20 protein-coding genes are annotated in these 18,840 nt (G+C 62.6%); 10 read left to right on the top strand and 10 right to left on the bottom strand.

All coding sequences use genetic code 11. The features are described from left to right. Positions 1 to 55: 55 nt before the first annotated feature. Entirely contained in the window at positions 56 to 823 is a 768-nt protein-coding gene (locus ABH939_RS20660; protein ID WP_003944195.1) for an SDR family NAD(P)-dependent oxidoreductase, read from the bottom strand. A gap of 158 nt (positions 824 to 981) precedes the next feature. Here ABH939_RS20660 and ABH939_RS20655 point away from each other — a divergent pair, with 158 nt between their 5' ends. From ABH939_RS20655 to ABH939_RS20645, 3 genes are read left to right on the top strand one after another with little or no spacing between them, the layout of a single operon-like run. Beyond that, on the top strand, positions 982 to 1,572 hold the full coding sequence (locus ABH939_RS20655; RefSeq protein WP_030535862.1) for a hypothetical protein: 591 nt from the start codon (positions 982 to 984) through the stop codon (positions 1,570 to 1,572). Beyond that, the gene (locus ABH939_RS20650) at positions 1,565 to 2,215 is read left to right on the top strand and encodes a DUF6308 family protein (protein ID WP_030535861.1); all 651 of its coding nucleotides are present in this window, start codon (positions 1,565 to 1,567) and stop codon (positions 2,213 to 2,215) included. Before ABH939_RS20655 ends, ABH939_RS20650 begins: the two co-directional genes overlap by 8 nt. A gap of 35 nt (positions 2,216 to 2,250) precedes the next feature. Next, positions 2,251 to 3,708: a DUF222 domain-containing protein gene (locus tag ABH939_RS20645; RefSeq protein ID WP_404650048.1), complete on the top strand. Its 1,458-nt coding sequence runs from the start codon at positions 2,251 to 2,253 to the stop codon at positions 3,706 to 3,708. Here ABH939_RS20645 and ABH939_RS20640 read toward each other — a convergent pair. Genes ABH939_RS20640 through ABH939_RS20630 form a run of 3 tightly spaced genes read right to left on the bottom strand, consistent with a single transcriptional unit; the run spans position 3,686 to position 4,917 of the window. Continuing rightward, entirely contained in the window at positions 3,686 to 3,916 is a 231-nt protein-coding gene (locus ABH939_RS20640; protein ID WP_404650113.1) for a GNAT family N-acetyltransferase, read from the bottom strand. The genes ABH939_RS20645 and ABH939_RS20640 overlap by 23 nt on opposite strands. 3 nt (positions 3,917 to 3,919) lie before the next feature. Next, positions 3,920 to 4,237 (bottom strand): hypothetical protein, encoded by a 318-nt coding sequence (locus ABH939_RS20635; protein ID WP_260457088.1) that lies wholly within the window; start codon positions 4,235 to 4,237, stop codon positions 3,920 to 3,922. Continuing rightward, the gene (locus ABH939_RS20630; protein WP_007735953.1) at positions 4,234 to 4,917 is read right to left on the bottom strand and encodes a TetR/AcrR family transcriptional regulator; all 684 of its coding nucleotides are present in this window, start codon (positions 4,915 to 4,917) and stop codon (positions 4,234 to 4,236) included. Before ABH939_RS20630 ends, ABH939_RS20635 begins: the two co-directional genes overlap by 4 nt. 102 nt (positions 4,918 to 5,019) lie before the next feature. Here ABH939_RS20630 and ABH939_RS20625 point away from each other — a divergent pair, with 102 nt between their 5' ends. From ABH939_RS20625 to ABH939_RS20605, 5 genes are read left to right on the top strand one after another with little or no spacing between them, the layout of a single operon-like run. Then, entirely contained in the window at positions 5,020 to 6,210 is a 1,191-nt protein-coding gene (locus ABH939_RS20625) for a lipid-transfer protein (RefSeq protein WP_007735955.1), read from the top strand. Positions 6,211 to 6,252: 42 nt separating this feature from the next. Beyond that, entirely contained in the window at positions 6,253 to 6,684 is a 432-nt protein-coding gene (locus ABH939_RS20620) for an SRPBCC family protein (RefSeq protein ID WP_030535858.1), read from the top strand. Between the two features lie 7 nt (positions 6,685 to 6,691). Next, a complete protein-coding gene (locus ABH939_RS20615) occupies positions 6,692 to 7,567 on the top strand; it encodes a MaoC/PaaZ C-terminal domain-containing protein (protein WP_019746344.1) in 876 nt (291 codons plus the stop codon). Positions 7,568 to 7,608: 41 nt separating this feature from the next. Next, positions 7,609 to 8,475 (top strand): SDR family oxidoreductase, encoded by an 867-nt coding sequence (locus ABH939_RS20610; protein WP_007735961.1) that lies wholly within the window; start codon positions 7,609 to 7,611, stop codon positions 8,473 to 8,475. A gap of 4 nt (positions 8,476 to 8,479) precedes the next feature. After that, the gene (locus ABH939_RS20605; RefSeq protein WP_322942747.1) at positions 8,480 to 10,678 is read left to right on the top strand and encodes an acyl-CoA dehydrogenase; all 2,199 of its coding nucleotides are present in this window, start codon (positions 8,480 to 8,482) and stop codon (positions 10,676 to 10,678) included. A gap of 20 nt (positions 10,679 to 10,698) precedes the next feature. On the opposite strand, the gene ABH939_RS20600 is transcribed toward ABH939_RS20605, so the two are convergent. The 4 genes from ABH939_RS20600 to ABH939_RS20585 form a co-directional block, all read right to left on the bottom strand. Next, positions 10,699 to 12,111: an amidase gene (locus tag ABH939_RS20600; RefSeq protein ID WP_065351757.1), complete on the bottom strand. Its 1,413-nt coding sequence runs from the start codon at positions 12,109 to 12,111 to the stop codon at positions 10,699 to 10,701. A 90-nt stretch (positions 12,112 to 12,201) separates the two neighbouring features. Then, positions 12,202 to 12,360 (bottom strand): hypothetical protein, encoded by a 159-nt coding sequence (locus ABH939_RS20595; protein WP_003944172.1) that lies wholly within the window; start codon positions 12,358 to 12,360, stop codon positions 12,202 to 12,204. A gap of 144 nt (positions 12,361 to 12,504) precedes the next feature. Beyond that, positions 12,505 to 13,155, bottom strand: a complete 651-nt coding sequence (locus ABH939_RS20590; RefSeq protein WP_020968076.1) for a sterol desaturase family protein — start codon at positions 13,153 to 13,155, stop codon at positions 12,505 to 12,507. Then, positions 13,152 to 13,874 carry a FadR/GntR family transcriptional regulator gene (locus ABH939_RS20585; protein ID WP_063315279.1) on the bottom strand — a complete coding sequence of 241 codons (723 nt, stop codon included), beginning with the start codon at positions 13,872 to 13,874 and terminating at the stop codon, positions 13,152 to 13,154. The genes ABH939_RS20590 and ABH939_RS20585 overlap by 4 nt, the downstream gene beginning before the upstream one ends. 166 nt (positions 13,875 to 14,040) lie before the next feature. On the opposite strand from ABH939_RS20585, the gene ABH939_RS20580 reads away from it, so the two are divergent. Both ABH939_RS20580 and ABH939_RS20575 read left to right on the top strand, forming a co-directional pair. Next, the gene (locus ABH939_RS20580; RefSeq protein ID WP_404650045.1) at positions 14,041 to 15,063 is read left to right on the top strand and encodes an ABC transporter substrate-binding protein; all 1,023 of its coding nucleotides are present in this window, start codon (positions 14,041 to 14,043) and stop codon (positions 15,061 to 15,063) included. Beyond that, positions 15,060 to 16,073, top strand: coding sequence for an ABC transporter substrate-binding protein (locus tag ABH939_RS20575; protein WP_047272737.1), 1,014 nt, complete (start codon positions 15,060 to 15,062; stop codon positions 16,071 to 16,073). Before ABH939_RS20580 ends, ABH939_RS20575 begins: the two co-directional genes overlap by 4 nt. Before the next feature lie 12 nt (positions 16,074 to 16,085). Here ABH939_RS20575 and ABH939_RS20570 read toward each other — a convergent pair whose 3' ends face one another. Further along, complete coding sequence (locus ABH939_RS20570) at positions 16,086 to 17,537, bottom strand: amidase (protein WP_404650044.1); 1,452 nt, start codon at positions 17,535 to 17,537, stop codon at positions 16,086 to 16,088. A 33-nt stretch (positions 17,538 to 17,570) separates the two neighbouring features. Then, positions 17,571 to 18,833 (bottom strand): amidohydrolase, encoded by a 1,263-nt coding sequence (locus ABH939_RS20565; RefSeq protein ID WP_209921800.1) that lies wholly within the window; start codon positions 18,831 to 18,833, stop codon positions 17,571 to 17,573. Between the last annotated feature and the right edge of the window lie 7 nt (positions 18,834 to 18,840).

Below are 18,840 nucleotides of genomic sequence, written 5' to 3'. Positions count from 1 at the left end.
CAACTGTGCGCCTTTATTAACCGCGGGCGGTTAATAAAGGCGCACAGCAGGGAGGTTAGCGCGGCGCCATGCGCAGTGCGCCGTCCATGCGGATGGTCTCGCCGTTGAGGTAGTCGTGCTCGACGATCATCTGCGCGAGCTGCGCGTACTCGGACGGCTGGCCCAGGCGGGACGGGAACGGAACGCCGGCCTCGAGGCCCTTGCGGTACTCGTCGGTGACGCCTGCGAGCATCGGGGTGTCGATGATGCCGGGAGCGATCGTGTTGACGCGGATGCCGAACTGCGCAAGGTCACGGGCAGCCGGAACCGTCATGCCGTGCACGCCGCCCTTGGAGGCGGAGTACGCGATCTGGCCGATCTGGCCTTCGAAGGCAGCAACGGAAGCGGTGTTGATGACGACGCCGCGCTGGCCCGACTCGTCGACGGCCTCGGTCTTGGCGATGGCGTCGGCGGCCAGGCGCATGACGTTGAAGGTGCCGAGCAGGTTGACGGTGATGACCGTGCGGAACAGCTCGAGGTCGTGCGGACCCTTCTTGGACAGGATGCGTCCGGCCCAGCCGACACCGGCACAGTTGACGACGATGCGCAGCGGGGAGCCCGACTCGACGATCTGGTTGATCGCTGCTTCGACCTCTTCGCCGCTGGTCACGTCGGTGGGGATGAGGGTGACGCCGGCGGGGACGTTGTCGCCTGCGCGCTCGATCGACGCGGGCAGATCCAGGCCGAAGACGGTAGCGCCGGCGTCGGCGAGGCGCTTGGCTGTTGCGGCGCCGAGGCCTGATGCCGCTCCGGTGACCAGTGCTGCGGTTCCCTTGATTTCCACTTCGTGTGCTCCTCGAGTTAGCGATCGGTAAGGCGGTGGTACGTGTCGAGAACCATAACGCGAGGGTGTACGTGAGGGCGAACGCGCGAGACCCGCGTAGGGCTGGGTACCTTGGACGCGAGGTCTGAGAGCAAAGCACCGGACGAGAGGGGACCTGCGTGAGCAAGGCGCCTGTGCGTCCCGCCGCTTCTGTCGAGAATTTCGAGCGGTTGCAGCGCGACCCGCTCTTCGAAGATCTCGCCGAACTGATTGCCGAGGTTCTCTCCTACGCGTTCGACGCTCCGGCCGCCGTCGAGATCGAACAGTGGACGATCAGTTGCCTGCCGTCGACCAACCGATCCGCGGAGCGCCATCGCTTGTTCACGCTCAATATCGGTCCGATGGAGATTCTGAGCGTCGAGTGCCATCTGGTCGGCGGTAAGCCGATCGAGCACGTCATGTCCGTCTACGTATCCAGTTCGGCACTGGAATCGCGAACCGGCTGCAGCATCGAAGAACTCGACGCCAAGCACGATCTGGTCGCCATCAGACGCACCGAGTTGGCGTCCGCCGACGGCGACGGGACCGTGATCGACTGCAGTCTCGAGGACTCGGATGCGTTGGAACAGTTTGCTCAACTGCCCGTCGACATGACGACGGTTCGTCCGCTCGCGGAGCATCTTGTTGCCAAGGGCAAGGGCCCATTTCGGCAGTATCACAACGCCGGGTTCGCCAAATATGTACTGGAAAGGTCGCTCGACCATGGTTGATCAGTTGCCCATCCGACTCCCGCGTGTGCTGCGAGACGGGGACGATGACGGCGCGGTCGACGTGCTGCAGGAATATTTCACGAGGCCGCTCCGAAAGACCGGTTATCTCCGAACCGGTGCGTTGTGGGATTCCTGGGATCCCAGTGGCAATCGCGATCGTGATGCGAACATCTTCACCGCGGAAGATCTTGTTGCGGTGACTCTTCTGTCGGTTCAGGTTCCGGCGCAAGGAGCCTTCTTCCTGCTCGGGGAGAACAATGCCGAACTGAACCGACTCCTGGCGGACGTGGGCCCGGATCGCGATCTGTCGAACGAACCCGATCCCTTCACTCCGGAATCCCCGGTGTGGCGGTTGGAGACGGCGCTTCGAGAGATTCACGGTGTCGGGCGAACCATGGCGTCCAAACTGATCGCGCGCAAGCGTCCGCGACTCTTCCCGATCTACGACGACGTCATCGGGCGGGAGTTGGGAACGAAGTCGGCCCACCTGGAACCTGTTCGCGTAGCCATGCGGGAAGACGAGTTGCAGAGTCGACTCCTCGATCTACGTGCACGAGCAGGTCTCGACGAATCCGTTCCGGTCATCAGGGTGTTGGACGTGCTGGCGTGGATGCAGGGTAAGGGATACAAACCGGCACTCTAGCTTTCTTGTCGGTGGGTGGGTTTATTGTCGAATGTATGTTCGATAACGGATCGACGGGCGGTGTGGGCACATCCGTCGATGAAGGCCGTCCTGTCGTCGATCCACTCATGTTGCCGGACATGCTCTTTGCTACGGCGCAGAGCGAGAACATGCTTGCCGCGCAAAAGGTGCTCGGTGCATCCATGTTGTCGGAGTCGAGATTCAACGCCGAACTCGACGTGTCCGGTGATGTCGACAAGGCGTGGCGGATCGCATGCAACGAGATCGCGGTCATGCTCACGTGCTCGCGTCGTACTGCCGAAGTCCACATCGAGATCGGTGATGCCCTACGGGAGTTCCTTCCGCTCACCAAGGCCGCCTTCGCTGCCGGCGAGCTGGACTATGCGCGTGTGCGCAAGATTGTCGACGGACTCACCGGGGCCGACCCGGAGGCGATCGCAGCACTCGAGCGCCGGGTACTTGCCTCGGCGCACCGTCTTCCGCCCGGGCAACTGGAGCGCGACATCGAGCGCCAGGTCTTTGCCTACGATCCGGATGCTGCCGCCGAACGTCGCCGGAAGATGCTGGAACACCGCGATGTTCGCACGCGAGCAGACCGTCACGGACTCGCCCAGTTGCAGGCAACACTCAGCGCGACCGAGGCCGTCGAAGCGCTTGGCCTGATCAGCGAGGCCGCCGGAAGCGTCTGCAACCACGATCCACGAAATGTCTCGACCCGTAGGGCCGACGCACTGGTCGCTCTGCTGCACGGCGAACAGGGGCTGACGTGCCAGTGTGGCAGCGAAACGTGCGAGGCAGCATTCACAGCAGCTCGATCGACTGCGCCCTCACGTCGGAAGCCGTTGTTGCACATCGTGTGTGATCTGGCGACGCTCCTCGGATTGATGTCAGATCCCGCGAGCATCGACGGATACGGGCCGATCGATCCTGATTTCGCTCGCGAGCTCGCCGCTGATTCCACCTGGCAGGCCTTGTTTGTCGATTTCCGCGCCCAGGCCGCGGGGAACCGACCGCGTCGGCAGCATGCTCCGACTGTCCTGCCGCTTGTCACCCGACGTGATCGCCCAAGTCGCGAACCGAACGGCTGCGGGGATCGGATTCGGGCAATGCAACGGTTGGTCGCGCGAGCCCCGGACATAGTTCGAAGATCGGATGGGCATGGCGCCCAGCCCGATCCACCTCCCGGCGCGCTGACCTATGCTCCGGGAGCGGCTCTGGCCGCATTGGTGCGGGCCGTCGACGGTCACTGCCGGTTCCCTGGTTGTTCGGTGCCCGCGAACAGGTGCCAACTCGACCACATCACCGAGTTCGATCCTTCCGATCCGAGACGTGGAGGGTGGACCGTTGTGAGCAACCTCCAATGCCTGTGTCGTCATCACCATCAGGTGAAGACATACAGGTTGTGGACGCCGGTGATGCTGGAGGACCGTGCCATTCACTGGACCGATAAAACCAGCGGGTTGACGGCTGTCACGGTTCCGGAGAGGCACTGACTTCGAAGATGGTTTCCAGACCGTCTTCTTCGTCCCACTGCTCACCGACTTCGTTGAAACGGTACTGGCTGATCAGATTTCGTGATGCGATGTTGTCCGGACTGATGGTCGCTCGAACGGTGTGTACTTCGGATTCGCGACTCGCGACGTCGAGAAGTATCTCGAGGGCGGCCCGTGCGTAGCCCTGGCGCCGGAACGCCGGGTCGATGCGTTATCCGACCTCCACCATCCCGCGCGCATCGGGGCGACCGTGGAATCCGGCCAACCCCACCGGCGTCGAGGTGCGGGCATCGACTGCGATGCGGGTGATCCACGCGCTGTCGAGGGGATTCTCTGCTATCTGCTTGCTACGGTAGCGCCACAAGCCCTGGCATTCTTCGCCGAGGAGATACGGGGTCAGGAGGTCGGGTGCGAGTTCCATTGCAAGATTAGCGTTGTCTTCACCCAGTGCGTGGAGGGCGAGTGATGGAACCTGGACCAGTTGAAGTCCACGTCCGCCGAGTGTCCAGGGTAGTTCGGTGACTGTCACAGGTCGGCGATCGGTGTCGACAGCGTTATGTCGACACCGATGCTCCGGAGATTGCCGTCGAGGACTTGCCAGATGGAGCGTTCGAGGAATTCGGCCAATTCCGCACTGGTCACATCGGAACCCGGCTGGCTGAGCCAACGGTTGACGCTGACGTCGACCAATCCGATGACGCCGAAAGCCAAGGGTTCAGCCATCTTCGACGGTTTGCCACGGCTGGTGAGGATCGTGCCCAACAAATTTCCCAATTGGACGGCGATTGCCGTCTTGGTTCCGGTCACCACTTTCGAACCGGTGGCCCGCGTACTCGGCGAGCCCTTGCCTAAAAAGTGGTGCAGTCGTGGATATTTCACAATCCACTGGAGGTAGGTCTCGACGGCCCGTGAGATGGCCTCGCCGACGGTGCCTTGTGGCGTGAGGGTGGGGGTCAGGTCGGTCATCATCATCTCGAGGATGCGGACTCGCAGCTGCTCGTCGAGGTCGGCTCGATCCTTGAAGATCCGGTAGACAACGGAACGGGGGACGTCGGCGCGCTCGGCGATCTGCTGGACGCCGACGTCGGCGCCACCTTCGTTGACTGCATCGAGTGCTGCGTCGAGGATCCGCGCTTTGCGCTGTTCCTTGTGATCATTCCAGCGAGTGCTGCGCCCGTCGGGCTGCGCCGACTCGGCTGTTTTTGTCATAAATCGAACGATACTCACCCTGCCATTGACTGGACAAGATGTCTCACATACTTTGGTGGGACAGCGTGTCACACACAGATACCGTTCTCTTCAGGAGTGGCAATGAGTAACAGGGTTTTTGTCGTCGGCGTCGGCATGACGAAGTTCGAGAAGCCGGGAGCCCGCGAGTGGGACTACCCCGACATGGCACGCGAGTCGGGTACCAAGGCGCTCGAAGACGCGGGTATCGACTACACCGAGGTCGAGCAGGCATACGTCGGCTACGTCTACGGCGAGTCCACCGCAGGTCAGCGCGCTGTCTACGAGCTCGGTCTGACAGGTATCCCCATCGTCAACGTGAACAACAACTGTTCGACGGGATCGACCGCGCTCTACCTCGCCACGCAGGCAGTCAAGAGTGGCCAGGCCGACTGCGCACTGGCGCTGGGCTTCGAGAAGATGCAGTCCGGGTCCCTCGGATCCACCTACGACGACCGTGAACAGCCACTCATGCGCCACCTCCTCGCTCTCGCCGAACTGCAGGAGTTCGCGATGCCGCCCGCTCCGTACATGTTCGGCGCGGCCGGCGTCGAGCACATGGAACGCTTCGGAACCACTGCAGAGCAGTTCGCGAAGATCGCCGTCAAGAACCACAAGCACTCGCTGAACAACCCGTATGCCCAGTTCCAGGACGAGTACACCCTCGAGCAGATCCTCGAAGCACGCCAGATCCACGGGCCGCTCACCAAGCTCCAGTGCTCGCCTACCTCGGACGGATCCGGCGCGGCGATCATCGCCAGCGAAGCATTCGTCGAGAAGCACGGCCTCGCTGCTCAGGCGATCGAGATCGTCGGGCAGGCCATGGTCACCGACATGAACAGCACTTTCGAGGACAAGAGCGCCATCAGCCTCGTCGGCGCAGACATGACCCGCAAGGCCGCCGAGAAGGTATACGCCCAGGCCGGGATCACCGCCGACGACGTCGACGTCATCGAACTCCACGACTGCTTCTCCACCAACGAGTTGCTGACCTACGAGGCGCTCGGACTGTGCGCCGAAGGTGACGGCGGCAAGCTCGTCGACGCCGACGACACCACCTACGGCGGACGCTGGGTGGTCAACCCGTCCGGCGGCCTCATCTCGAAGGGCCACCCCCTCGGAGCAACAGGCCTCGCGCAGTGCGCCGAACTCACCTGGCAGCTCCGCGGAACCGCGGACAAGCGTCAGGTCGACGGCGCGAAGGTCGCCCTCCAGCACAACATCGGACTCGGCGGTGCAGTTGTCGTGACCGCATACAAGCCCTACGCACGCTGAATCACACCCTCAACCCGCCAGCTACCCACTAGGAGTTTCATCATGGCTTCCGTTTCCGTCTCCGCCGTACTGCCCGCATCCCCCGAGAAGACCTGGGATGCGCTCTCCGATCTGTCTCGCTGGGAAGAGTGGCTCACCATTCACCAGGGCTGGAAGAGTGAACTCCCCACCGAGGTCGCGTTGGGCGCCAAGTTCACCGAGGTCGTCTCCGTGATGGGTATGGCCAACAAGATCGAGTGGACCGTCGAAGAGGTCGAGGTTCCGAAGATGGTCAAGATTGCCGGTACCGGAATGGCCGGCGTCACCGTCGAATTCATCCTCTCGGTCGAGGCCGACGGTGCGGGTTCGAAGGCAACCGTCGACGCCAGCTTCAAGGGCACCATGATCGTCGGGCCGATCGGCAAGGCAGTTGCCAAGAACGCCAAGGCTGATCTCGAGGCCTCGCTGGCCAAGTTCGCCGAGCTGGTCGGGTAACGGCTCGATGACGACACCGAAGACCAACGCGGTCGAATTCGATACGTCCGGGCTGGACGTATGGACCGATCCGGAGCACTTCGAGGTGACAGCCGAGCGCATCGCCGAATATGCCGCTGCCACAAACGACCCCATCGAGCGGCACCTGAAAGGCGAGATCGCTCCGCCGGTCTTCGCGGTGGTACCCGTCTTCATGTCGATGGCACCCGCTGCGCTGTCGGTGGCGCCGGTCGAACTGCTGATGAAGCTCGTTCACGGTGAGCAGGACTTCCTGTTCCACCGTCCGATCTACCCTGGCGACCACCTTGTCGCTCGTGCCAAGCCCATCGGATTCGAGGGCCGGGACAACGGATCCACCGTCGTCATCTACGTCGAAACCAAAACCGACAAGGGTGAATTGGTCAACGAGCAATGGATGACAGCGTTCTTCCGCAAGGTCGACGCGGGCCCCGGACTTGGCGAGAAGGCTCCCGAACACCGATTCGACGACGCTCTTCGCGCTGGTAGTCCCGCAGCGGTGGTGAACCAGCATATCGACGAGGACCAGACGTTCCGATACTCACCGGCTTCCGGCGATCCGATGCCGATTCACCTCGACGAGGAGATCGCTCGGATGTCCGGTCTCCCCGGAATCATCAATCACGGACTGTGCACGATGGCGTTCACGTCGTGGGGAGCCCTGACCGAACTGGCAGGCGGCGAGACCGAGCGGTTGCGCCGTCTCGCAGTGCGATTCGCGAAACCCGTACTCCCGACCCAGGACATCGAGACGGTGTTCTACAAGTCGGGTTCGGCAGACGGAGCCACGTCGTACTCGTACGAAACCAGTGCGGTCGGCGACCTCGTGATCAAGGACGGCCTCGCGGTCATCGCCGACAAATGAGTCTTCATGTCCGACAACTGAACTGATGGGAATCTGAACTGATGGGAAGTCTCGACGGTCGCGTAGCGATCATCACCGGAGCAGGACGCGGCATCGGCCGTGAGCATGCGCTGCTCTTCGCTCGTGAGGGTGCGAGCGTCGTGGTCAACGACCTCGGCGGCGCAAACGACGGTTCCGGTGCAGATGCCGGCCCCGCGCAGCAGGTAGTCGACGAGATCGTTGCCGCAGGCGGCAAGGCCGTTGCCAACACCGACAACATCGCCACCTGGGACGGTGCCGAGGGCCTCGTCAAGCAGGCCGTCAGTGAGTTCGGCCGACTCGACGTCCTGGTCAACAACGCCGGCATTCTTCGTGACGCCTTCATCGCGGGTATGGACGAGAGCCAGTGGGACGCAGTCATTGCCGTGCACCTCAAAGGGCACGCCGCGACACTGCACCACGCTGCCGCATACTGGAAGGACCAGAGCAAGGCAGGCGAGACCGTCAACGCTTCGGTCATCAACACTGCTTCGGCTTCGGGTACTTTCATGCCCAATGCGGGCCAGGGCAACTACGGTGCCGCCAAGGCGGGCATCGCAGCCCTGACGTTGGTGGCCGCTGACGAGCTCGATCGATACGGCGTGCGCGTCAACGCAATTGCGCCGATCGCGCGTACTCGACTGACGCTGGCGACACCCGGTATGGGTGCGCTCTTCGCGGCCGAGGTCCCCGAGGGTGAGTTCGATGCGTTTGCGCCGTCAAACATCTCGCCGCTCGTGGCTTATCTCGCGGCGGCGGACTGCAAGCTCACCGGCAAGGTGTATGCCGTTCAGGGTGGGGCCATCACGGAACTCGCCGGCTGGCACGGTGTGAACACCATCGAGAGCGAGGGTCCCTGGACCACCGCCGACCTCGCAGAACGACTGTAAGCGCATGGCACGCAACGCATACGAACTCGGTCTCGGGCTGAGTGAGGAGCACACCGCGCTTGCAGATTCGGTGCGCTCCTTCGCCGAGCGCACCATCACCACCGAGCAGGTGCGCGCGGCCGTGGAGTCGCGGACCGAGGACAAGTTCCCCCAGTTCTGGACGGCACTTGTCGGGCAGGACCTTCTCGGGCTCGCGGTTCCGGAAGAGCAGGGTGGCCACGGCGCCGGCCTGCTGACCTTGGCGGTGGCACTGGAAGCATTGGGCCGCACAGTCTCTCCCGGCCCGTTCGTTCCGACGGTATTGGCAAGCGCCGTTCTCGGCGCCGCCGATTCCAAGGCGGGACCCGAGTTCCTGCCCGGTCTGATCGACGGAAGTCGTACGGCAGCAGTCGCCTTGGGTGCACCGTTGGCGGCCGAGTCGTCGGACGGTGGGTACAAGATCACGGGCGCACTCGACGGTGTGCTCGGTGGTGAGCACGCCGACGTACTGCTGGTTCCGATCCAGTTGCCCGAGGGCGTTCGCTACGCGGTGCTCGAGAGCAGCGCAGTCGCGATCACCGTTCAGGACAGCATCGACGTGCTGCGCGGTAGTGCGCGGATCGAAGCTGACAATGCTCAGATCAGCGCCGAACGGATACTCGACGGTCTCACCGAGGCGCGGGTACGGTCCATTGCCGCAGTCGTTCTCGGTGCCGAAGACGTCGGTGTCATGTCCTGGTGCGTCTCCACTGCATCGGAGTATGCCAAGACGCGCGTGCAGTTCGGGCGACCCATCGGTCAGTTCCAGGGCGTCAAGCACAAGTGCGCGCAGATGGGCATTGCGCTCGAGCAGGCACGCGCCGTTGTGTGGGATGCGGCAAGTGCATTGGACAAGGGCGACGACACGGCAGATTTTGCCGCCGACATCGCAGCAGTCATCGTGCCGGACGCCGCAGTGCAGGTAGCGCAGGACTGCGTGCAGGTTCACGGCGGAATCGGATTCACGTGGGAGCACGACGCACACCTGTACTACCGCCGCGCGCTCTCGATCCGCGGCATTCTCGGCACCCGCGAGGATCGAGCCAATCATGTTGCGCAGCAAGCACTTGACGGTGTCAGCCGGGCTTCGGTTCTCGAACTGCCGCCGGAGGCAGAGGAGATCCGCGGCGGCATCGCGGCCGAGCTTGCCAAGTTGGTCGAGCTCGACGAGGACGACCAGCTGATCGCGCTCGGCGACGGCGGCTGGGTTCAGCCTCACCTGCCGAAGCCGTACGGGCGCGGCGCCGCTCCGCTCGAGCAGATCGTCATCTCCCAGGAAATCAAGGCTGCCGGTATCTCGATGCCGCAGCTTCTGATGGGAACGTGGGCAGTGCAGGCCGTCGTGGCACATGGTTCGGACAAGCAGAAGCAAGAGCTGGCCGTGCCTACCCTGCAGGGTGAGCTGGTGTGGTGCCAGCTCTTCAGCGAGCCCGGTGCTGGTTCCGACCTTGCGTCATTGTCCACGAAGGCCGAAAAGGTCGACGGCGGTTGGAAGATCACCGGTCAGAAGATCTGGACCACGGTTGCGCAGTTCTCCGACTGGGCAATGCTGATCGCCCGCACGGACGCCACCAAGCCGAAGCATCAGGGCATCACCTACTTCGTGCTCGATATGTCGACACCGGGCATCACCGTCCGCCCGCTGCGTGAGATGACGGGCTCGGCGTTGTTCAACGAGGTGTTCCTCGACGACGTGTTCATCCCCGACGAGAACGTGGTCGGTGAGGTCAACGACGGGTGGAACGTCGCCCGGACGACGCTGGCCGGCGAGCGCGTCGCGCTCAGCCAGAAGATGGAGGCGTACGCCTCGGACTCCGATCTGCTGAAGTTCGCGAAGTCGGCAGACCTGAGCCCGATCGGACGCTACCGTGTCGGCGAGCTGGTTGCGGAGAGTCAGGCGATCGATCTCATCGGTTCCCGCGTTGTGCTCAAGCAACTTTCGGGAATCGACGTGAGTACGACGTCGAGCGTCGGCAAGCTGTTGGCGATGAAGATCAGCCAGTCGATCGCCGAGTTCGTCGTCGCCGAACTGGGTGCTGCCGGAGCGGTCAGCATCCCAGGTCAGCCAAGCGACAAGGCGATGGAGCAACTCATTTCGGGTCGTGCCACCACCATCTACGGTGGCACAACCGAGGTGCAGCTCAACGTGATCGGTGAGCGCATGCTCGGATTACCGCGAGACTGAGGGTATTTATCGGGTGGGGCTCAGTCCTGGATTCTTCTCCAGGGCTGAGCCTCTTCCAGTTCGAAGGCCAATTCGAGGAGTGTGCGCTCGTCGCCGAGATCGGCGGAGAAATGCGAAGCCAACGGCAAACCGTTGCTGGTCTGATGCATCGGTAGCGAAATCGCGGGACCACCGGAAATGTTGTTGAGCGGTGTGAACGACGTGTACGCGATCAACTTGTCGAAAAGCTCCTCGAAAGGCTGAGCGGGAGAGAGGTATCCCAGCTCGGGGGTGGTGTGCCCCAGGGCCGGCGAGAGCACGACGTCGTACTTCAAGAACATGGCGCTGTATTGCTGCTGGAGCCGTCGCAGACGATAGAGCACGCGCGGCGTCTTCACCAGGTTCTTCCGGTACAGCGTGTAGAGGCCCTTGGTGAGATTGTCGGTGCCGGACTTGTCGAAGTCGGGTCCGAGCATTTGTTTGCCACCGGTGGAGATGGCAAACGACAGAAAGCCCCAGTAAATGCTGAAGTCGTCGATGAATTCGGGGCCGACGGGCAGTGCCGCGTCCTCGACATGATGACCAAGGCTTGCAAGGAGTTCGGCCGTAGCTTCGACGGACTTGCGCGTCTCGTCGTCCGTCTTGGTGACGGTGACGGAATCGGCGATCACGCCGACGCGCAGGCGGGTTGAGCTGGGTCCTTCGATCAAGCGAACCGGTGCGAGTCGCGGATTGCGGTAGTAGTTCTCAGCCGCAGACATCCATCGTGCAGTGTCGCGAACAGTGCGAGTAACGGCGCCCTGGGCGATCAACCGGATCGGCATCGACTTGTCGGCCGGATCGGCGATGGTGCGTCCGCGAGTGGGTTTGAGTCCGACGAGTCCGCAGGCAGCGGCGGGAATGCGAATCGATCCACCGCCGTCGTTGGCGTGCGCGATCGGGAGTACGCCGGCAGCAACAAGCGCGGCTGCGCCTCCCGAGGAAGCGCCCGACGAGTACGCCGGATTCCACGGGTTGTGCACGGGTTCTTCCGTCATGTATTCGGTGGACGCACTGAATCCGAACTCGGGCAGTCGGGTCTTGCCGATCGAAATGGCCCCGGTGGAGAGGAACTGCTTCGCGAAATCGCTGTCGGTTTTGGCGGGGATCGCGGTGAAGGCGGTACTGCCCTGCTGGGTGGGAAGGCCGGCGCTGTCGGTGTTGTCCTTGATCGCGGTGGGGACACCGGCAAAGACGCCCTTGGCGGGCCGGTTGCTCCTGGCGAGGGCACGATCGAAATCAGTGCAGGCCAGACCGTTCAATTGCCCCTGCACTGCCTCGGCGCGGGCGATTGATGCCTCCATGACTTCCCGTGCGGTCACCTCGCCTGATTCGATCCGGGCGGCGACGCCGGTGGCGTCGAGGTCGCCCAGGGCGTCGTCGGTGAAAGCGTGGATGGGGGTGTTCGCGGTCATGGGGATCCTTGTCAGGCGGAGGCACTCAGGTCGTCCGTCCAGCATATTGGACGGACGACCCCTGAGTGGCGCTATCTGTGGATTGCGGTATCAGCTACCGAAGATCGTCACTGCCTGCTCTGCTGCCTGCGGCGCCTGCTGGAACACTCCCTGTGGGATGAACTGCTGCGGAATGAACTGCTGGGGGCCCAACTGCTGGAAGTTCGTGACCATCGGGTGGATGACGTTGTTGAATACATCGTTGAACATGTGTTGTGTCCTTCGGTTACAGCGTTTTTCGAACTTCTGACTCCATCGACACTAAGCACGGTTCTGACGAGTTTCAACGAAAATTGCTGATACACAGGCAAGTTCAAGATCATTGCCAGCTGGGGGCCAGGAATCGGTCTTCCTTCACAGCTTGGACGCTGCGCCGTGCAGGTTCTTGGCTGTCGGGGAGGTCTCGACGGATTTGGGATCGGGGTACGTGCCCAGTACTCGATCGGCAGTTCCCGCGGTGGTGACGGTGAACCAGTAGTGCTCGTTCTTGAAGTGGTGGTTGCGGTGGTTGCGCCAAACTGACCGGTAGAGAGCAGTTTTCGGCTTGTAGTCACTGTGGATGAGGAAATGTGTCCACTCGTAACCGAGGCCGAGCACGGAAATGCAGGTCAGGAACGTCAGACCGAGTTCGACGCGGGGAAATGCCAGGAGGGCGACGGCTGTCAGAACGGGAATCACGATCAGGAGCGTCTGCCACGGGATGAAGATGAGTGAGACGGTTCGCGGCGCAAAGTGGTGTTCCCGATGGCTGCGCGCCAGCCGTGAATCGAGTGTGACGCCGGCAATGGTTCGTGGCTTCCAATGAAGAACGAAGACGTGAATGATCCACTCCACGAAGGGGAATGCGGCAAGCATCACGAGCGGAACGAGGGCGTCGGTGATCTGCCAGTTGCCCACTGCGATGCGCGCCGCCGCGGCGGCCAGCAGCATGGTGCCGATCATCCACGGCGTCGGTGACTTGCGGAACGTCCGTGCCGCATCGGCGAGAGTAAGAGGCTTGCTCATGGTTTCAGTCCTTCCAGGAAGGTGAGAGCGTCGCCGATTGCCGTCGTGCCGGTGTGAAGGAGCTGTGCGGCTGACGCCTCGGCAGTTGGCTCGTCGTGTGAAGTGATGGCGGAGGCCAGTTTTCGATACAGGTCGGTCTGGCCGACTTCGGCGACCATGACGGATGCAAGTGCAGTCATAGCCGGCTCGTATGCAGCCCGAAGGCTGTTGAAGATCAAACGGAAGGCAATGGAATCTGCGCTGTCGACGACGACGTCCCAGAACGCCAGAGCGCGGTCTTGCAACTCCACTGGATCTTCGGTGGCGCCTAGTTGATCAACGGCCGTGTCGAGTTCTCGGGCGGATTCCGCGGAGATGCGACGGGCGGCCAGCACAGCGATCTGCGGTCCCATCAACTCGCGAGTTTCCAGGACGCTGCGCACCACGCTCAGGTCGGGGACGCCGTCGCGCACCAGCAGCTGGGGGAGAAGTTCGGGTCCGGCCTGGCGTCGAAAATCGCGTACCGACGTGGACTCGCCCTGGCGGACCTCGACGAGTCCGGCCTGGGCGAGCTTCTGAATTGCCTCGCGGACTGCGGGCCGCGAGACGCCGAATGCCTCGGCGAGCTTGCGCTCGCTGGGTAGTACCTCACCCGCAGCCAGCTCTCCGGCCAGCACTTTCACCGATATCTGGTCGAAGACTGCGCCGGAGGCCGAGGTACGTGCAACGGGTTGAAACATGTACCGACCGTAACCCGCTTCTCGGTAAGAGGTCAAGTGGTAATACCAGTTCAACGATTGGAGGCTTGGCGCGAAAGAGATATGTCTTGGCCAAGAGGCTTCACCGTAACGGCGCAGGTGAGAGTAATTTTAGGTAACCCTAATTCGGATAACCGTCAGGAAACCCATGATATCGCTCCTGTTACCGACTCCAGATACCGATGCAGAGTTCGCTCGCATCACCGCTGCCCTGACTCGACGCGGCTTTCTCGGCGGAAGTGCCGCCGCGCTGTCCACACTTGCTCTCGTCGGATGCAGTAGTGGGGAGGGCGGGGACGGTGCGGACGACGCAACTCGTACTGTGCAGACGCACTACGGATCCGTGGATGTTCCCGTCGATCCGCAGCGCATCGTCGCCGTCTCATACAACACCCCGTGGCAGTTGCAAGCCGTCGGCGCCCGACCCGTGGCGACGCTCGACTACAGCGCTTACATCGACCAGTTCACCCCGACACAGCAGAAGTTCATCGACGGCTTGTCCACGGTGGGGGTTTTCCTCGAGGTCAACCGCGAAGCCGTCGTGGCTGCCGCGCCTGATCTCATCGTCGGCGATGCGTACGAGATCGACGAGGACATGTTCCGCGAGCTCTCGAAAATTGCTCCGACAGCGGTGTATTCGGGCACGAACCGATCGGATTGGCGCGCTGTCGCCGAGGGTGTCGCAGACGCGGTCAACAAGGGTTCGGCATTGACGTCGAATCGCGAGAAGTATCAGGCGATGCAAGAGCGAATCCGCACCGAATACGCCGCGCAGCTTGGCGAGAATCGGTGGGCCCAGGTTGCTATCGGTGGTTCGGAAGGGCACTTCTCCATCCTGTATCCAACCGGAGTGACCGGCGCGATGCTCGCCGACCTGAACGTGACCCGCGGCGAATTCATCCCGGACCTGCGCCCAGCCACCGGCTTCGAAGCCTTCCCGCTCGAACAACTCGAAATGCTGCGGGACGTCACCGTCGTCATCTACCCGAAGCAGCCGAACGGAACTGATTCTGCAGGAATGAAATCCGTCTTCGCCAGCCCGCTGTGGAGCCGCATTCCGGCAGCAGCTTCGGGCCGGGTATTCGGAATCAGCACTCAGGTCACCGACTACGGCACTGCAATCAATTGGCTCAACGAACTCGAAACCGGCGCTTTGGAGGCACTTTCATGACATCACTTCTATTGCCCAGCGCTGACACCGATGCCGAATTCGCTCGCATCACCGCAGCACTTACCCGACGCGGTTTCCTCGGAGCCGGTGCCTTGGCGGGGATCGGATTGCTCACGGCCTGTGGAACCAGCTCCGGTGAATCGGCCGAGGGTTCGATGCGCACCATCAACACGGCTCTGGGGCAGGTGGAAGTGCCCACCAACCCGCAACGGGTGGTCAGCGCCGATTACTACACGGGCCCCGCGATGTTCGACGCCGGGTTCACACCGGTCGGATTGCCGGTCGACTACGAGAACGCCGACGGCGTCCCGGAACCCTATGCGTCCGCTCTGCGGTCTCTCCCGAAGGTGGGACGCTGGTACGAGCCCAACGCCGAGGCGATAGCGGCTTTGTCTCCCGACCTGATCGTGATGACCAACCTGCTGTCGGAGAACAACCCGGATCTTTACGAGCAGATCCGGTCGATCGCACCGACCGCGGTTTTTGCCGAAGACGGGCAGTACGCATGGAAGGAGCGCGCCTTCGGAGTCGCGGACGCGCTGAACCAGAGCGCGAAGGTTCAAGAGTTGGCAGATCGGTACGAGGCGCGGATCGCCAAGTTCCGCAGCGACAACGCTGATGTGCTGAGCAAGGTGAAGGTCGTCTACACCACGTACTTCGAGGAGAGTGGTTTCTCGCTGTACTCGCCGACCAAGTATCAGACGACGGTCATCAGCGAGGCCGGGTTCCAGTTCAACGACCGTTCGCTCGCAATTCCCGCCGGCAGCAACGAGTGGTTCCCGAAGGAGCAGTTGGAGCTACTCGACGAGGCCGACGTCATCATCACCAACAGTGGCAAGGGCCCCATCAACGAGAAGTTGGCGAACGACACCATCTTCCAGCGTCTGCGCGCCGTCAAGAATGATCAGGTGTACTCGTTCGACTACGAGGGCGTCGCGTCCTTCGGTTGGGCCCTGACATTCCTCGAGCAGTTCCAGCCGATCGCTGAGGAGATCAGGGCCAAGCTCTGATCTCCTCAGCGATCACGAGGAAGCCGGCGCCACCACATTCAGCTTCGGTTGATGCTGGTCGGTGTATGCCCACGGGCGGATCTTCTCCAGTGCTTTGCCGATCCGGAACACGGTCGGTTCGTCGTACGTATGGCCGACGATCTGGACGCCCGTGGGAACGCCGTTGTGTGCGTGTCCACTGGGCACCGCTAGTACGGGACACCGATTGGCGACGTTGAACGGCAATGTGAGAAGTGCTTCGGCGGTGGTGTTCACGTGCTGACCCGCCACAGTGAGGCCGTCGAGCAAAGACTCGCCTGCCGGGAAGGCGATGGTGCCCGAAGTCGGGCAGATCAGCGCATCGAATGGAGCCATCGCCTCGGCGAGCTCTCGTTGCATTTGGGTTTCTTTGCGAAGGCCGTCCAGAAATGACATTTCCGCAGCGCCCTTCGACGTGATCGCGACGTTGTCGAGCGTGTAATCGGCGAGAAGATCGCCGTGGGCGCGAGCAACTTCCGCGACGGATGCCCCCATGATCGTTCCGAAATGGACTTTCACCGCTGCTGCCATCGAGTCGCGAGTCCACGGCAGTTCGATCTCCTCGACGATCGCGCCGGCATCGACCAACGACTGTGCGAGAGCCCGGGTGTTCGCCTCGATGTCAGGCTCGATGGGGAAGTCACCGAGCCGCAGGCACAGGGCAATTCGCATTCCCTCGACCGACGGGTAATCGCGGGGCAGTGTGATCGCCGGCCTCAGGGAAGAATGGTCACGCGGGTCCGGCCCGATCAGAACGTTGGCCAAGAGAATTGCGTCGTCAACAGTTCGGGCCATCGGACCGTCGCCACGGTAGGAATCCATGGACAGCGGGGCGACCCCGGCGATACGCCCGTACGAGGCCTTGAGACCGACGGTGCCGGTAAAGCCTGCCGGGCCTCGCGTCGACCCGCCGATGTCGGATGCTGTTGCCAGAGTAGTAGTTCCGGCGGCCAGTGCGGCGCCGGCGCCGCCGGAGGAGCCGCCGGGACTGTAATCGAGGTTCCAGGGATTGCGGGTCACGCCCCACAAAGGAGAGTGTGTGAACGCCGCGACGCAGAATTCCGGTGTCGTCGTGCGTGCGTGAATCAGGCCGCCTGCTGCCAGAACTCGGTCGATCACCGGTGCGTTCTCGCGGGCGATGTTGCCGCGTCCCGCCAGCGAACCTTCGGTCAGAGACTTTCCCGCAATGGCATGTTTTTCCTTGGCAGCTACCGGAATTCCCTCCAACGGTCGAGGTTCGGGTCCGTGGCCGAGGTATCGGCTCTCGGCTTCCCGTGCGCCGGCGAGGGCCTCGTCGAACATCTCTTCGGTGAAGGCATTGATGTGAGGTTCGAAATTCTGTGTCCGGTCGATGATTGCCTGTAGCAGTTCGACCGGAGACAATTCTCGCGCGCGAAAGTGAGCAATGGCTTCGGTGGCGCTGAGGTAGTGCAGTTCGTCTGACATGACGTTATCTCCCTGGGTAAGTCTGTGTGAGAATCACGCGCTCCGCGCAAGGGCTCCCAGTGCAGCTGCGGTCATGGCCGTGACACCTTCGGGTAGGGCAGCGGCGGGATCGGGGGCGAAGCGCGGTGAATGATTGGACGGCGTGCCGGGTGGTATCCGTCCCTCGGCGAGCGCGGCAAGGGCGGTTCCGTCGAAACTTTGAAGTGCCGTTCCGCCGAAATGCCAGAATACGGAGGGGCATTGGGCGGCAGTGCCGAAGATGCCGAAGTCCTCGCTACCCGAAAGTGGTTGGGACAGAGTATGCATTCCCAAGCCGGCCTGTCGCAGGTCGGACATCACCGTGGACGTGGCGTCCGGAGTGTTGACCGTGGCTGGAAAGCCGTTGTACGCATGAACGTCCGGCGCGTCGGCGGCGCCTGCCCCGTCAGCTTCTGCGCGAGCGATCCTGCCCACCGATTCGAGCATGTGATCTCGCGACGATGCACTGAAAGTTCGCAGGCTGAGTAGCAGTTCGGCGTCGTCGGCAATGATGTTCGCAGCTGTGCCGGCGTGCAAGGCTCCCACCGTGAGCACAGGTGCTGTCGGGGTTGCCGCTTCATGAGCCACCAGACTTTGAATGCGCAGCGCGAAAGACGCTGCCATCAACAAAGGGTCGATGCATGCGTACGGTGAGGACGCGTGTCCACCACGGCCGTGAAAGACCACTCGTATCGTGTCGGATGCTGCCATCAAGATGTCGGGTTTGCTGACCAACATCCCCGCCGGAGTCGGGCCCACGTGCTGTCCCAGGCAGAGGTCCGGTCGTGGGAAGCGGTCGAAGATTCCGTCGTCGACCATCGCACGAGCGCCGGAGCCGGTCTCCTCGGCAGGCTGGAAGACCGCGACAACAGTCCCGGTGATCGATGTCGGATCCGCGGAAAGTGCTGCGCACGTGGCAAGTAGCGCGGTTACGTGGACATCGTGGCCACACGCATGCATGACTCCATCAGTTCTGGAGGCGTAGGACAGCCCGGTGTCTTCTGCCACCGGCAACGCGTCCATGTCGGCGCGTAGCAGGATCACCGGACCGCTGCTCCCTTCGAGAACACCGACGACACCCGTACCGCCGACCCCGACCGTGACGTCCCAGCCACCGATTCGCCGAAGTTCCTCGGCAACAATTGCGGCGGTGCGAGTTTCGTCGCCGGACAACTCGGGGTGTGCGTGTAGGTCCCGGTAGAGCTCGAACCAGTGCGGCTCGACGGTTCGCAACCGCGACGGGTCTCCGAACTCGAGATTCGAAAGCAGTTGATTCATGGTTGAT

Source organism: Rhodococcus sp. 27YEA6 (genome assembly GCF_044908235.1).
Taxonomy (GTDB): Bacteria; Actinomycetota; Actinomycetes; order Mycobacteriales; family Mycobacteriaceae; genus Rhodococcus_F; species Rhodococcus_F qingshengii.
This window is presented reverse-complemented; position numbering and strand designations above follow the sequence as displayed.

What these genes read in the sequence shown, in the direction of transcription:
- ABH939_RS20650 (WP_030535861.1), top strand. Translation starts at nt 1,565, where the DNA reads ATGGTTGATCAGTTGCCCATCCGACTCCCGCGTGTGCTGCGAGACGGG.
- ABH939_RS20645 (WP_404650048.1), top strand. Translation starts at nt 2,251, where the DNA reads ATGTTCGATAACGGATCGACGGGCGGTGTGGGCACATCCGTCGATGAA.
- ABH939_RS20630 (WP_007735953.1), bottom strand. Translation starts at nt 4,917, where the DNA reads ATGACAAAAACAGCCGAGTCGGCGCAGCCCGACGGGCGCAGCACTCGC.
- ABH939_RS20625 (WP_007735955.1), top strand. Translation starts at nt 5,020, where the DNA reads ATGAGTAACAGGGTTTTTGTCGTCGGCGTCGGCATGACGAAGTTCGAG.
- ABH939_RS20620 (WP_030535858.1), top strand. Translation starts at nt 6,253, where the DNA reads ATGGCTTCCGTTTCCGTCTCCGCCGTACTGCCCGCATCCCCCGAGAAG.
- ABH939_RS20615 (WP_019746344.1), top strand. Translation starts at nt 6,692, where the DNA reads ATGACGACACCGAAGACCAACGCGGTCGAATTCGATACGTCCGGGCTG.
- ABH939_RS20610 (WP_007735961.1), top strand. Translation starts at nt 7,609, where the DNA reads ATGGGAAGTCTCGACGGTCGCGTAGCGATCATCACCGGAGCAGGACGC.
- ABH939_RS20605 (WP_322942747.1), top strand. Translation starts at nt 8,480, where the DNA reads ATGGCACGCAACGCATACGAACTCGGTCTCGGGCTGAGTGAGGAGCAC.
- ABH939_RS20600 (WP_065351757.1), bottom strand. Translation starts at nt 12,111, where the DNA reads ATGACCGCGAACACCCCCATCCACGCTTTCACCGACGACGCCCTGGGC.
- ABH939_RS20595 (WP_003944172.1), bottom strand. Translation starts at nt 12,360, where the DNA reads ATGTTCAACGATGTATTCAACAACGTCATCCACCCGATGGTCACGAAC.
- ABH939_RS20590 (WP_020968076.1), bottom strand. Translation starts at nt 13,155, where the DNA reads ATGAGCAAGCCTCTTACTCTCGCCGATGCGGCACGGACGTTCCGCAAG.
- ABH939_RS20585 (WP_063315279.1), bottom strand. Translation starts at nt 13,874, where the DNA reads ATGTTTCAACCCGTTGCACGTACCTCGGCCTCCGGCGCAGTCTTCGAC.
- ABH939_RS20580 (WP_404650045.1), top strand. Translation starts at nt 14,041, where the DNA reads ATGATATCGCTCCTGTTACCGACTCCAGATACCGATGCAGAGTTCGCT.
- ABH939_RS20575 (WP_047272737.1), top strand. Translation starts at nt 15,060, where the DNA reads ATGACATCACTTCTATTGCCCAGCGCTGACACCGATGCCGAATTCGCT.
- ABH939_RS20570 (WP_404650044.1), bottom strand. Translation starts at nt 17,537, where the DNA reads ATGTCAGACGAACTGCACTACCTCAGCGCCACCGAAGCCATTGCTCAC.
- ABH939_RS20565 (WP_209921800.1), bottom strand. Translation starts at nt 18,833, where the DNA reads ATGAATCAACTGCTTTCGAATCTCGAGTTCGGAGACCCGTCGCGGTTG.